Source organism: Paenibacillus alkaliterrae, from assembly GCF_021532375.1.
GTDB lineage: Bacteria > Bacillota > Bacilli > Paenibacillales > Paenibacillaceae > Pristimantibacillus > Pristimantibacillus alkaliterrae.
This window is the reverse complement of sequence record NZ_JAKGAP010000103.1, coordinates 1-14,168: the sequence shown is the minus strand read 5'-3', so window position 1 is coordinate 14,168 and position 14,168 is coordinate 1. Positions and strand designations below refer to the sequence as shown.

At 53.1% G+C, this 14,168-nt stretch carries 8 protein-coding genes and 1 pseudogene; 4 read left to right on the top strand and 5 right to left on the bottom strand.

Annotated features, from left to right (window positions below):
* Window positions 1-555 precede the first annotated feature (555 nt).
* The 5 genes from L1N85_RS25465 to L1N85_RS25445 form a co-directional block, all read right to left on the bottom strand.
* The gene (locus L1N85_RS25465; protein WP_235241826.1) at window positions 556-2,019 is read right to left on the bottom strand and encodes a TIGR02679 domain-containing protein; all 1,464 of its coding nucleotides are present in this window, start codon (window positions 2,017-2,019) and stop codon (window positions 556-558) included.
* The gene (locus L1N85_RS25460; protein WP_235241825.1) at window positions 2,012-6,211 is read right to left on the bottom strand and encodes a TIGR02680 family protein; all 4,200 of its coding nucleotides are present in this window, start codon (window positions 6,209-6,211) and stop codon (window positions 2,012-2,014) included. The genes L1N85_RS25465 and L1N85_RS25460 overlap by 8 nt, the downstream gene beginning before the upstream one ends.
* The gene (locus tag L1N85_RS25455; protein ID WP_235241824.1) at window positions 6,208-7,458 is read right to left on the bottom strand and encodes a TIGR02678 family protein; all 1,251 of its coding nucleotides are present in this window, start codon (window positions 7,456-7,458) and stop codon (window positions 6,208-6,210) included. The genes L1N85_RS25460 and L1N85_RS25455 overlap by 4 nt, the downstream gene beginning before the upstream one ends.
* The gene (locus L1N85_RS25450) at window positions 7,451-8,956 is read right to left on the bottom strand and encodes a TIGR02677 family protein (protein ID WP_235241823.1); all 1,506 of its coding nucleotides are present in this window, start codon (window positions 8,954-8,956) and stop codon (window positions 7,451-7,453) included. Before L1N85_RS25450 ends, L1N85_RS25455 begins: the two co-directional genes overlap by 8 nt.
* A gap of 266 nt (window positions 8,957-9,222) precedes the next feature.
* Window positions 9,223-9,381 carry a hypothetical protein gene (locus L1N85_RS25445; protein WP_235241822.1) on the bottom strand — a complete coding sequence of 53 codons (159 nt, stop codon included), beginning with the start codon at window positions 9,379-9,381 and terminating at the stop codon, window positions 9,223-9,225.
* Between L1N85_RS25445 and L1N85_RS25440 the strand changes: the two genes are divergently transcribed.
* From L1N85_RS25440 to L1N85_RS25425, 4 genes and pseudogenes are all read left to right on the top strand, one after another.
* Window positions 9,380-10,870 (top strand): GMC oxidoreductase, encoded by a 1,491-nt coding sequence (locus L1N85_RS25440; RefSeq protein WP_235241827.1) that lies wholly within the window; start codon window positions 9,380-9,382, stop codon window positions 10,868-10,870. The two genes, L1N85_RS25445 and L1N85_RS25440, sit on opposite strands and share 2 nt — an antisense overlap.
* Window positions 10,871-11,034: 164 nt before the next feature.
* On the top strand, window positions 11,035-12,078 hold the full coding sequence (locus L1N85_RS25435; RefSeq protein ID WP_235241821.1) for a hypothetical protein: 1,044 nt from the start codon (window positions 11,035-11,037) through the stop codon (window positions 12,076-12,078).
* Window positions 12,079-12,237: 159 nt separating this feature from the next.
* Window positions 12,238-13,080, top strand: coding sequence for a DNA-primase RepB domain-containing protein (locus tag L1N85_RS25430; RefSeq protein ID WP_235241820.1), 843 nt, complete (start codon window positions 12,238-12,240; stop codon window positions 13,078-13,080).
* A 458-nt stretch (window positions 13,081-13,538) separates the two neighbouring features.
* Window positions 13,539-14,168, top strand: a pseudogene (locus L1N85_RS25425) (IS1634 family transposase); the annotation flags it as partial.

Here is a 14,168-nt window from a genome sequence, read left to right as displayed (position 1 = left end):
CAGAAGAATACGCGCAAAATCCGTTCGAAATCAACTGTTAGCTTCGTCTACAGAGTAGCATAGTTCAGTTCACATGAACATTTTTTTAAGTGGATATTCCATCCGCTTTGTTTGCTGTGCGCTTTTTTCCTTGCTGGCACAAAAAACAAACGGCACAGGACTTTTTTTCCATGCCGTTTCGGATTCCATTTTTATTCCCGGCCTTGTCTTTGAGCTTATCTTAATGACATTGCCGCTCGTGGTGCTCTTTTTCATGATATAAGTAGAGAGTGATGATGAAGACCCCTATTACTTTTCAACGGAATGCTTTTCAAGAATATGTGAAAGATCTTCTACAGAAAATTCACCATTTGCGATATTAACCATAAATTCGACCGCAAAATAACGATCCATTTTTAAATGAAATCCATTTACAAATAGAAAGGACTTGACTACAGTAATAACCTTATAACTTTTTATATATTATATCAGATAAAATAGAGCAATAAAACAAAAACCTGACCGATCGAGGTCAGGTTTTTCAATAAATCGTTATATTTGAAATTTCAGGCATCATTAATCGAAATGGTGAAATGTTTTGATCCAATCAGCGGCAAGCTCCTGAACCCATAGCTCTTGATGCAGCTTCGCACCCGCACTCGCCATCTCTAATGACAGACACTCATCCCACGGATATACCGTTAACTTGATGCGCTCCCGCTCCGATTCCGTCAATGGAATGCCCCTGTTCGAATAGCGCTGATATTGCTCCTTATCCATCCTCCACGGGTGAAAATAGGGCTTAAACCGCTGCTGCAGTCCCTGAGCGATATCAAGTCCCTTTACGTCCAGATCCCCCGAATAGTAGAGAGGAAGATTAGTATCGCCCTCGCAAAGCAGCTCCAGCATTCTGATCACCGCCACGCTAGGCTGTCCGTTCACGCATATCAGTACGGGCAGCTTGTTTGCTTCGTGAGCGCCAACGGTATTAGAGCTCCGCGCAGCATGATTCAATGAAGCTGCCTGATCCACCAATACCGCAAATACGGATGGATTCTCTACCGCATAAATAGCGGACGGGCGTATCTCCTTCAGATCCTCCGCCGATATCCGCTCCACTTGCCGAAGCGTCAGTATTCGCTCTTCCCAGCTCTGCAGCCAGCCGGGTGCAAACAGCATGACCTGCGAGGATACATCATCATCGGCAACCCCGGCGCATCGATAGCCTTCGCGAATGAGGATCGCGCGCGGCATATTGTCCGTGACCGTTGCCTCTGCCTCTTTCACTTCCATGATTTCCATTGCTTCATGATGACGGTCATAGTAAATGTCTTCTCCATAGATCTCCGTAATAGCCGACCAAAATAATCGTCCGGCAGGAAACTTCCAATCCAGAGCATGCGCATCGCCAGTCGCATGCGCGGCCAGTACAGGCAGGCGAATCGGCAGAGCGGCGGGCTGATCCGCCGAACGAGCCTGTACATGTGCATCTGCAAGCATCATTAAAGCCTGCAAGCATTGCCATAAGCACTCCGAAGCAGCAACGCGCGAGCCGGCAAACAGCTTTCTGAGTATGCGTGCGCCCGAGGTTTGTTCATGACGAAGACTTTCTGTCCACTCCGTTACCCTCTCATGATAAGCTGACCTCGTGAAATTACCGCAAGCTAATGCCTCGTCGATAAGCTCATTCCATTCCATATCCGCTGCCGCCCTCCTCTCACCCCGCGTCATCGGGCTCTCTCCCTCTAAAAGCTGAAAGAGCTGCGGAATCGTCAGGGCAAATCGGCTTTCCAACAGCAGCCGGGCGAACTTGGCAACCGAATAACGCTTGGCAGAAAGCTGGTCTGCCGTTGTATAGGTTCCGTAGAACCCATCCAGAGTAATCCGCTCCTGTTCAGACAGATCATAAAGCGTTACATAACCTCGGGCGCCCAGTTGGGATGCTTCATGCCGCTTTCGAAGCTCGGCAAGAAATCGACTGAAACCGGGTTGCGCAAAATAACGGCGGAAAGCTTCACTCAGCGCAGATTCCTTATCCATCGGATTCGCCCTGACCATTCTCGTTCGGGACATATTCTCTCGTTGTGCCATTCCACCGATAGCGGAACAACGTTACATAATCCGCATCTTTCGGCCTGTAAATCTCGCAGATGCCCAGCTTCGGCACCGTATCATAGCAGCCCCACAGCACCTGGGATGTCATCATATAATCGAAATCCATCTGCGACAGCAAGCCGAACAAATCGCGAATATTCTCATCATCCACCCCGGCGAAGGCTTCGTCCAGCGAAATGATTTTTGGCGCATCGGGTCCGGCATCCGCATAGCGGGAGTAGGTCGCTGCGAACAACGGAATGTACATGGACATCGCCTTCTCCCCGCCGCTGAGCACGTTAAACCGGGAGTCCGTCAATTCCCGGTACTGGGCTTCATCCCCCTTCTTATAACGAAGCGAGAATTGGAACCAGGAACGGTAATCCAGCATATCGTACAAATGCTTGCGAAGCGTCTCCCGCTCTTCGGCGGCCCCCTGCTTCGCCCATTGAATACGCGAGCGGAAATGCGTGATCAATTGCTCCACTTCATCGTCATGCAGCAAATGGGCATCGCGTCTAAGCAGCGCAACAAGCTCGTCGCTGTTGAGCTCCTGCTCGGTCTGAGCCGCCTTCGGCAGCCACTGCAGCTGCAGCTTAAGCCCGCTTGACGTATCGCGCTCCGCCATCAGGCGGTTCATCGTCTTCATCCACAGCTCTGCCCTTTGAATGCGCTGGCGAATCGCTTTGCCTACGCTTCTAAGAATAATTTCCTCAAACAGCTCCCGGTCCTTCTCGCTTAGTAAATTTTGCTGCTCGACAAGCAGGCTGTTCATCTCGGCCAGCAAAGCTGCAGGCTTCTGCGGACGCGTTCGATCCCGCATGGACATGATTGTAATGCGTCCCTGCTCGCTGATCTCTGTCTCGATCACATATTCCCCGAGCAGATGCTTCGTCGCATTATAATGATCCTGCAAAATACCGCCAAGCCGCTCCTTGTTAGAGCGTGACACACTCGGCTCCAGAGCGGCTGTCAGCCCCTTGCAGGCACGCATAAGCTGCTCACGGCTGCCGGATTCCGCTGCCGGCAATCCCAGATACTCGCGATCGGAGCTAGGCTGAAGCTCAGGAATCAGCTGCAGCGCAAGCTCCGCCCGAAAAGCCTGTTCGCTCCGCATCAGCTTCTCCGCATGCTCGTTCTCCTGCTCTGCCAGATGAAGCTGGCGCTGGCGAAGACCGCCAAGCCGCTCGGCAAGCGCCGTTCTTGCTTGCACGAGCCGCTCCAGAACGCCCGCTATTTCAAGCTTCTCCGTCTTAAGCCCGCTAATTCGGGCATACAAGTCGCTAATGCCCAGCTCATCCATGAGCTTGCGCAGCTGTTCGACTTTAACTTTGAAGCCGTACTGCTTATCCAGCAGCTCATCGCGCCGTTCCTCCTCGATCTCGGCCCGCTCGGCATGCTCGGCCGCTTCCCCCTTGTAACGCGCCGCTCCGACCGCTGCCTGCGAATAGGAACGCCAGTCGGAGAGCAGCTGAGACAGCTCCCCTTGATAGCGAACCGCTGTTTGCGCCGCTTCGCGCAGGGAGCTGTGATCCTTTAATCGCGTCCATTTTGCCGTCTGCGCAATTAAAGCTTGCTTCAGCCTTGACCACTGCTCTTGCTTTGCACGAAGAGCATCCCCCATACGGCTCTCCTGCTCCATGTATAACCGGAACCTTCCCGATGCGTCGTACTGACTTTTCCAAGCTGCCGTTAACGCTTCATGCCGCTCCTCATGGAGAGGGAACTGTTTCACTTCCGTGCGGATCGCATCGATGGACTCTGTAATCAGATCAATGGCTTGTCCAATTGACGCAAGCTCATCTTCGCGAAGCGCAATCTCCTGTTTCAGCCGTTCGATCTCAGCCAGCTTAAATTGTTTTCTCGCTTCCTTGCCGATGTACTGGGCTTTGCGCTCCGCGACATCCACCTTTCCTGTAATCGAGCCGTATTGATAATAGTCCTTGCCAATTAAAATACTGCCCGATTGGCTTTGTTCTGCTGCAGGATCGAACGTCTCGCCCCATGCGAAGGAACGCAGCGCTTCCTCAATCCTTTGCTCCGATACGCCGGACTCGGCCGCTGCCGCAGGCTTCAGCACATCCGCAAGCGTATAGCCCCAGTCCATGGGAATCGGCGTTATCCACACCTCATCGTCGCGATCCTTCACCTGGCCGACCTTGCCGTCCGGTCTAATCCAGGCATCCAGCAGTCCGCCGGCAAGCAGCGTCTGCTCAATACCGGCCTGCTCCTTAGCGCTAAGATGCGCGCGGAATTCGCACAGCTCATACAGCGGCGCGCCTTGCCCTGCGCCATACCCGCCCCGCGTGCGCACACGCTCCTCGCTGCGCGCAGGCTCGGGCTCGCGCGAATGCTGCCACTCGCGCATCGCTGCTTCAAGCTGCTCCCGCTCCGCCAAGAGCCGCTTCACTTCCTGCTCCCGCTCCAGCTTCCGCACCACGAGCGCCTGCGTCTGAACATCCGCTTCCGCCTTTACCGGAAGCAGCACCGTCTCCACCGCTTGCTGCTCATAAGACAAGCCGGCGCTAGCCTCGAACATCAGCTGTACGGCTCGCTCACCAAGCTGCAGCTCCCCAAGACCTTCCTTCCACTCCAGCAGCCGCTCCTTCCAGTGCATGAGAGCCTCTTCGGCCGCGGACTCCGAAGCGCGCATGACACGTTCCGCCTGATCGCGCTGCGCACGCATAAGGCCAAGCTCCTTGTCCGCTTCCCTTACACTCCGCTCAGCGTCACGCTCTTGCTCTGCAAGAGCGATCGCTTCCTCAATTTGCGCACGATGCTCCTCGAGATCCTTGCGCCATGCAGCGGAGAAAGCCGCATCCTCCGGCGGCTGAGGCGACCAATAGCGGTGATAGACGCCATGGTGCTCAAACTCCATATCCCCCGCCAGCTCTTCCAAGTACTCTAGACCATTCAGCTGATTGCCAAGCTGCTCGTCCATCTCCGCCTGAGCCTTCTCGGCAGCATGCCGGGCGGTCTCCTTGCTGCGGAGCGCGGCTTCAAGACGCTTCTGCGTCTGGTCGGCATAGAGCTGCGTATCCTTCAGACTTTGCTCCGCCTGCTCCAGCTCCTTCTGCTTCTCCATCGCCTCGCTGCGTCCTAGCAGCTCAAGCTCCGTTTCCACGGAAACGGCTCGCTCGCGTCCTGCCTTCTGCGCAGCCTCAGCTTCCGCATCCTCCGCGAGCGCCGCTTGCAGCTGCTTGGATAAACCGCTGACCTGCCGGTCCACCTCATCGCTTTCCGCTTTCGCTGCGAGCAGCCTGCTTCCGCTTTGGTAAGCCAAATAACGGTTATACTGCTCGTAGCTGCGGTTCAGCTTCTCCAGCTCCGCCTGATGCAGCTTAAGCTCATCCAGCCGATCCGCCAGCTGATCCATATCCTCCATCACCTCGGACAGCGGACGCAGCTCCTCTTCATGCAGCGGCGGCAGCGATTGTACGAGAATCTCGTAGATGGCTGTAGGCTTCACATCCTTAGACAGCTTCGGACTGCGGAGCTGAATGAGAAGCTGAAGCAAATCCGTATACGCTTCCCGGTCATAAAAGCCGAACAACACGCGATTGACCAAATCGCGGTACGCCCCCTGCTCCTGCACAACCTGACCGCCAGAGCCGATTCGCTCCTCAAGCGTCTTGCGGTCCAGCGGAAACTTCCCGCTTCCTTCCAGCTCCAGTACCCGGTCATAGAGCCAAAAGTCCTTATTGATCCGCCTGCCGTCCTCCAGCGCGAACCCCCAGAACCCGACCGCAGTGACGCCGCGTCTGGCGCGCAGGCCGATGCCGATCGTCTTGTAAATTTCCTTCCCGGTATGCTTGAATTCCAGCCACAAATACCCGGTGCGGTCGCTGTGTTCATCCTTCTCGCCCAACAAGTAATACTCAATCCGGCGATCCTTGGAGCCGAACGGATCCAGTCGGCTAGGGCGCTTATCCCCATCGAGCACAAGCGGCACGAAGCTCTGCATCGTAACCGACTTTCCCGCACCATTCGTACCCCGAAGCACAAGCCTGCCGTCCTCAAGCGCAAACTCCTCATCCTCATAAAACCAGAAATTTAAAATACCTGCCCGCGACATCTGCCAGCGGCCCTGTTTCACTTCTTTCTCATTGCCTTCCACATTCCCACTCCCCTCGTTCATCCTGCTCCCATATCCTCGTCATCCAGCGAATAATCCGCATTCCATCGCGACAGCACCGCGGATACGACAAATCTCTCCCCGCCATTATCTTCCGAGCGGTCCTGCCAGCGGCCTAATCCCCATTCCGACATATGCAAGGTCAAAACATCAGCCAGCTCGCCAAGCCCCATCATACGATGCTCTTTGCTCCAATATTCCCCGTAGTTCTGCTTTAGCGTGTACAAGACACCCTCCACATCCGTGCGTGTCAATTCAATCGTACCCTGCTCCGTTACGAACCAGTCCTTAGAGCCCAGCCTGCGCCGCAGCTCTCCCGCGAACAGCAAAGCAAGGTCCGAAACGCCGGCTGCCGTCGGGAACAAGCCGCACTCCCCGCTCAGCTCGGGATAGAAGAAGTACAAGCCTTCCCGGTACCGCGTCCCTTCCATACCGAACATAAACTGCATATTATCTATAATCGTCCGCCGCTGCGTCACGACATAATACAAATCATCGGGATGCCAGTCCCGATCCGCTACAGCAGGCTCCAGCAGCAGTCTGCGGAACACCCGGTGACGCCTCTTCCGGAGCTCTCCCTCCGCTGTCTCCGGATAAACAATCAGCTCATTAAATTGTTCAATCTCCTCATACTGGCGCATATCCCGCGGAAAATGCCGCAGCACATACCGTGCGCTCGGCTCGCACTCGTACAGCACATTTTTCTGCCCGCTGTGCGCCCAATCCGTCTCATCCCCGTCAATATGCACCAGCACGCCCAGCTGCCTGAGCTTCTTCAGCGCCCTGACCATTGACAAGCGCTGCTGATAATTTTCCCAATCCATTGGAGCGCCGGCAGCCGACATCTGCTCGCTTACTTGCTCTACAATATCGGTAAGCACGAATTGATCCAGCTCAGACTTCCCCTCCAGGAACCATAAAGCATAGGCAAACAGCGCATAATCCCGGGCTTCCCGGAAGCCGTCCATGCCCATCCAGGGCTCAGCCTTTAACGGCGATTTGTCCAGCTTTGCCATCGTTCTTGTCATAATTAACAGGAAGCCTGTATACTCCGCGAACCAATCCCTCAGCTCGGTATACTGATCCTTAATCCAATAGAACATCTCGGCATCTGAGTCCTTCGTTACCCAAGGCCGGTTCAAGAGAGCATGCGCGCATGCGCGCCGCCGTTCATTCCACTGCTCCGCATCCGCTTTCTTGCTCGTCCGCATTCTGCGAATCGCATAGGACGTCGTGCCGCCTCTAGCCATGCGCCTCTTCCCCCTTCATCACCTGAATTCGATAATTCGGCATGGCAAGCTCGCCATCCTCACAGCGAAGCAGGCCCGTTTCATAAGGCTCGGGGACCAGAACAGCCACCTTGTAACCATCGGCCGTCACGAATGCGCGCGAGGCCGTTCCCGTACATCGGCCAATCCATTGCAGGAGACGCATCCGCTCCTTCCCATTTAAGGGGGCAAGTTTTGAAATTTGAACGGAGCCGTAACCAAGCATTTTCTCTACAAAATGCCGCTCCTCCGCCAGCATCGCCTGCACCTGCTCGCGGTATGCCTCACGCTTGGCGTTATGGCTGCGCATCGGCTCCGATGCACCGCGCACCGCCCGCCGCCTGCTGCGAGTCCGGATCAGCCGAATATTCGGCGGCTCCTCCCACGTCGAAGCATCGGCGCGCTCCGTCTCCCTGCGATCCTCACCCTGCAGGTGACGCGTCTCGAACAGCCCGAACACATAAGCGGCCAGCTTATGCGCATCCTCTAATCGATCCAGCTGAGCGAACCGCCTCGCGATCATCTCCAAATCGCCCCGCCGGCTTACGCCTCCGCGGCGGCGCTCCTGCAGACGAACGGCGCTGCGGACAACCTTCGCAATGGTCTCCTTTGTCGCTTTCTCAAGCAGTGTCAATTCACTGACGCCCGTATCGTCTCCTATGAACCAACGCGTCAAGTTGCGCCAGCCCTGCTGAAGCTCGGCTAACAGCTCTTCCGCGGACTTCCCCTCCTCGATCCGCGGCTTGCGGAGCTCGTCGGCGGTTACATTTTCCAAGTAGAGGTCTCTCAAATGAGGGGTAACTTTAAGCAGCTGTCCCTCAATCTTGTAGGCGCTGCGCTGAAGGCTCTTTACAAAATGCTGCAAATAATTGACCAGATTCTCCTTCATCGCGAGAAACCCATCGGTTGCCATCATCTCTTCCGCCTGAATCGAGTGAATGCTTGCAATAAAGTCAGCCGCATTCTCATGCATCGTCTTGAACGCTAAATAAAGCTTCTCCCAATTGTGGAGCGCTTCTCCCTCTTGCATCTGATCGGCTCTCTCCCTAATGAAATGAACACATTCCGCAATCGTATCGAAGTAGGTTGTCTCCAGCGAGCCGCCGTAGCCTTTCACCTTCTCCAACGCTTCGAGCATCCGTTCAATCTCGATGGAATAGGGAGTGAGAAGATACTGGCTCTTCTTGCGCATATATTCCTCCAGAGACAAAGCCCGTCCGCCGTCATGCCTTGAAGCTAAGTTTCCCCAGTTTTTGAGCTGCTCCAAATCGGAGAGGCAGTAATCCAGCGTATACCCCTCAAGCACGCCCCAAGCCTGCACGCCCTCATAAATTTCCTCCGGCTTCAGCCAATATTTTAAACGCTGATATTCCAGGTAGATGAATCGCATAATCGCCCGGTAACGCGCCACATTCGTCGCATTCAAATAGTTTAGCTCCGCTACCGGCCTGAGCGCCGATGCCCCTAATCTCTCATCCATATCTGCTTGCCGCCTTCCGTGCCCATAGATAGTCCCATTCTACCAATACCGGTGCAGCAGCTCAATATGCAAATGGATGGAAACGAAAAAATCCAACCTGTAAGGTCCATGACTTATGCAGTTCGTTCCATTTTTTAGGCCCTGTTTGGCGCGCTTTGATGGATTTATACAGTAACTTCTCGCTTATGTGTTACTCCTAACTTAGCGACCGGCTTATTCAAGCATAGATTCTCGTAATTCCCAATTAAACTTGCGAACTGCATAAGTCATGTAAGGTCGGCTTGCAGCTTGCGTTTCAGCTTCTCGTGATAAACGGCGTCCGCGTCCGCGACGAAAGCCTTTCTGCATAACACGAATACCGTTTCAATGGCCGCATAAATATAGGATATGGATTTTTTGTCGGAAGGAGCGAAACCATTGAACATGAACGGAAGACCGTCTAACCTCCCGCAAGCATCCGTTCCAACTCATCAGGCACTGAATATCCCCGTTTGTCCGCTTCCTTCGTCTGAGATTATCTATCCTTGGACGCCGCTGGAGGAAATGGAGAAAACAGACTACGATGTGATTATTGTGGGTACCGGAGCTGGAGGAGGTTCGGTCCTTTGGCGATTGGCCGAACAGTGGGGAGAGAACGGAAAACGTATCGGTGTCATTGAAGCCGGCGATTATATTCTGCCGGCAAATAAGTTCGATCTGCCCGATTGGCTGCCTCTCTGGGCCAATGTCGAACCGCCCAATCCGTTGTATTGGGAGTCGATTCCGATTTTCCCGTCCGACCGTCTGGCGCCTCCATCTCCCCTCCTTACAAACTTTGAACAATTACTCGCTTTAGGCGGAAGATCAATCGAGTGGGGCATGGTAAGTCCCCGGATGACTCCTGTCGATATTGCGGAATGGCCCGTCTCCCCGATAGAGATGAATATGTACTATAACATTGCCGAGGAAATCATGAAAGTCAACCGGTCCTATTATAGAACAGCCGAGTTCCTACTAAACCGGCTTCGCCAAAACGGCTTTCCCGAGGCGGGCAATAAGCCGGTTGCGATCAATATCCGTCCGACAACTCCCGGAGAATACCGGTCAACTCCTCCTCGGTTCAGTACAATTGCGATGCTCGCGGATGCCGCAAACCGAAGGCCGTTTGACATCGCGGTCAAGGCCCGCGCCGTTCAAGTATACGCCGAAAGAGGAAAAGCGGCTGGCCTTAAGGTTATGGATCGGGACAAAAAACCTTATTTCCTGAAATCAAAGGCCGTTGTCTTGGCCGCGAGCACGTTTGAAACGCCCCGGATTTTGCTTAACTCGGGAATTCGCGGGGAAGCCATCGGTCATTACTTAACGAGCCATTCTTTCGCCTATACGACTGCAAACGTCGCCCCCAGCGATTACCCGCAAATTCCGGGTCTTTACGCGGTTTTTATTCCGCGTACGTTTGCCCGGCCGTATCAGATGCAAATGCGCGGTTTCCCTCCGCACGGCCAGGAGTTTGATATTCTCGCTTTGGGTGTGGTGGAATCACGGTATGAAAACAGAGTCGCCTTAAATCCGCTCAAGGTTGACGAGTACGGGGTACCGGAGGCGGTGGCTTTATTCTCGTTCAGCGATACGGATCTGGAAGTCATCCGGCAAATGGAACAAGGCATGAAGGAAGCAGCGGAAGCCATGAAGGTTACGTTGGAACCCATTTGCGCGCTGCCCCTTGGGCTGGTCATGCACGATATGGGTACTTGCCGCATCGGTACCGATCCCTCCTCTTCGGCAGCCAATCCGTATGGGCAGATTCATGGAATATCCGGCCTCTACGTCGCCGGCAGCAGCATGATTCCAACAAGCGGAGCTGCAAACCCATTCCTTACGACTGCCGCCCTTTCCATTCGCACGGCGGATTATATTATCCAACAAATGAAATAGAAAGCAGAGGCAGGGAAGGGGATCATGTTGAACATATCCATCTCTTATTCATAACCAAACGCAATAAGACACCATCAAGGTGTCTTTTTTTCATGAATTGGTGGAGGCGCGGGAATTTGAGTCCTGGATACGATACGAATCAATATTAGAGGAGGATGTTGTCTATGAGAGTTGGGTCCGCGCGAACTGCAGCGGCTGAGTGGATCATGCAGCACGCCAGCCGGGAGACTGGATTCCTGGGGGCCTATTTCAGCGGTTCAACGATAGGGCTGCCTGATGACGCGGAGTTGCCGGCGGCCTCCGATATCGACGTCGTTATCGTCACCGATCAGGCTGAGCCCCCGCTTAAGCTTGGGAAGTTCGTTTACCGCGGCACGCTGGTGGAGGCCACCTATTTGTCCTGGAACCAGCTTGCCTCGATCGAGGAGGTTCTGACGTCCTACCACCTGGCAGGCAGCTTCCGCGTGGACACGATCATTGCCGACCCCACCGGGCAACTGCGTACGCTGCAATTACAGGTAGCTCGCCACTATACCGAGAGGGTGTGGGTACGCCGCCGATGCGAGAACGCTCGGAAGAGGATCGAGAACGGGCTGCGGGCCATCGACACCTCCGCCCCGTTGCACGATCAGGTGATGGCGTGGCTGTTCCCGACCGGCGTGACCACCCATCTCCTCCTGGTGGCCGCCCTTCGCAACCCCACTGTGCGGCTCCGCTATCTTGCCGCACGCGACGTGCTTGTAGAATACGGACACGCCGGCCTCTACCCTGATCTGCTGAAGTTGCTCGGCTGCGCTCATCTGACCCCCGAGCGCGTCGAACATCATCTCGCTGAGCTTACCCGAACATTCGACGCCGCTGTGGCTGTGGTCAAAACACCGTTCTTCTTCAGCACCGATATCACCGCCACAGCGCGTACGATCGCAATCGATGGAAGCTATGAACTCATCCGATCCGGTTGCCATAGCGAGGCGGTCTTCTGGATCGTCGCGACCTTTGCACGCTGCCACAAAATTCTGGCCGCAGACGCCCCGCCGGACCTGCAATGTGCACTCGCTCCAGCATTTGACGCAATCATCGTCGATCTCGGCATCACCTCTTCCGACACCCTCATCCGCCGTGCCGAGGATGTCATCCGGTTCCTGCCCAAGCTTTGGGAGACTACCGAGGCCATCTTGCTGGCAAACCCGGGCATCACGGCCAAGTAACACAGTCTCAGAAGGTTAATCGGGATTGCGTTCCTTGGCCTTGGACAAGAAAGAGCCGAAATGGGTTCCTTCGTTTACACTTATGATGTCTTTCAAGAATATGATTGTTTAGATAAGAAAACAAAGTGTGACGCCAGCCTATAAGAGGGATGTGGTTTAATGAAACCGGTTATAACTCGATATTCCAATCTCATTCGTCGGAGCTCCAGCCAAGCTCACCATTTTATTAAAAAACTTGGCTACAAGGAGAACGAACGTCTGCATTTTATTTTAGTCGATGACGCTAAACACAGTAATCATAGATACAGTACTTCTTCTAATAATAAACAAGCGATCATGCTGCAAAAACCTCTAAAGCTTTTAGAAAAACGGGTGCCTCAAATCAGTCTCATTTCCGATACCAACAAACCTATACATTTGCTAAGTCAAAACGCTAGAGGTTATGCCGTTTTTATGGAAATTAATTATAGAGGATTGGATAGCGAGATTAAAGAGATCAGAGCGCAGTTTATCGATGTAGATCTAAACAAAATTTCAGAACGTTTAGACACCAAAGAACAAGTGAAGCAAAAAATTAAATCCATAAAATCCAACCCCTCCGAGCAGATCCAATCGATTACGATCAAAAGAAATAAACAAGGCCAGTACCAACTTTTAGCTCATCGAACCGAACAGAGAATCAAACAATTAAAAAAAGAGTTTCTTAAAAAGCATTGGAACTTCATTAGAAATGCGATGATTATCGAAACGAACAACGGATATCACATTTATTGGGTCATTCAAGGCGGATCCATAAGCAAATTCGTTCCTATTCAAAAAGCATTAGCCCAAAAATTCAGTTCCGATCCCATGATTACAAATCTATCAAGAGTCATGCGTATACCCGGCTTCTACCATATGAAAAATCCTGACAGGCCCTTTTTGGTTCGGGTCGTCCAATGGGGAAGGAAAATTCCGTTCACGCAAGAGGAACTAATCCATTCATTTGATTTAAAACCTTAATACGATCGTTTATTTTTTCACTTTCCTTCTGGACAGTGAAAAGTTTTACATGCCTAAGAAACCAGCGAATCCTCATCAAAATTAGGCATTTCCTGCTTATTTTTAATTATTTTCGTTATTGATAAATGCGAATTGCGAGCAAACAGGCGAAAAATGGACTTCCGCAGATACGCCATCACGGTAGCCTCGGAGACAAAGGTCTTGGAAGGCGTTCTCAGGTAACGGAAGAACAGACCCGGAACGCGAGGAGAGTAGCATAGGGCGATCAATTGCAGCAGGCCCATAGCGATGCAACTGCACATCACGCAGCCTTCGATCCTGCGTTCCCAAAACCCATAACGAGGAACGGTGTTGAATAGATGCGAAAGCCTTGATTTTATTGGATTTTGTTGGAGAAAACGCTGGCCCCAATCCTCGTTATGTGTTATAATACATAACGAGGATTGGAGGGGGACACCATCGCGATTATTCGTCAAAAAGATAAACGATCCGGGATTACATACGCCTATGAGTCCATTTCCTACTGGGACCGCGAGAAGCAGCAATCCCGTTCCAAACGGCGTCTCATCGGCCGGATCGATGAAAAAACCGGAACGATTGTCCCCACGCGAGGGACGAACCGAAAGAAAACGGAAACGCCTGCATCCGCAGCGCGGCGCGGACCCGTTCCTCATGTCGATGTCGCTCGATGGTTCTACGGAGCTACATACTTATTTGATGTGATTGGCGATAAATTAGGTATTGTCGACGATTTGCAAAAGTGTTTTCCGAATGACTATAAAGTGTTACTGTCGATCGCCTACTACCTTATCCTGGAATCGGACAGTCCGCTCAGCCGCTTTTCGAAATGGGCTTCATTGCACCGTCATCCGTATGGCGCGGACATTCCCTCCCAACGCAGCAGCGAACTATTTGCTTCCATCACGGAAGAGAAGCGGTACGACTTCTTCCGCTTGCAGGCCGCGAGACGAATCGAAAATGAGTACTGGGCATATGATACGACCTCCATTTCTAGCTATTCAGAAGGCCTGCAGCAAGTGAAGTATGGGATGAACAAAGAGCAGGACGGCTTGCCGCAATTCAATCTG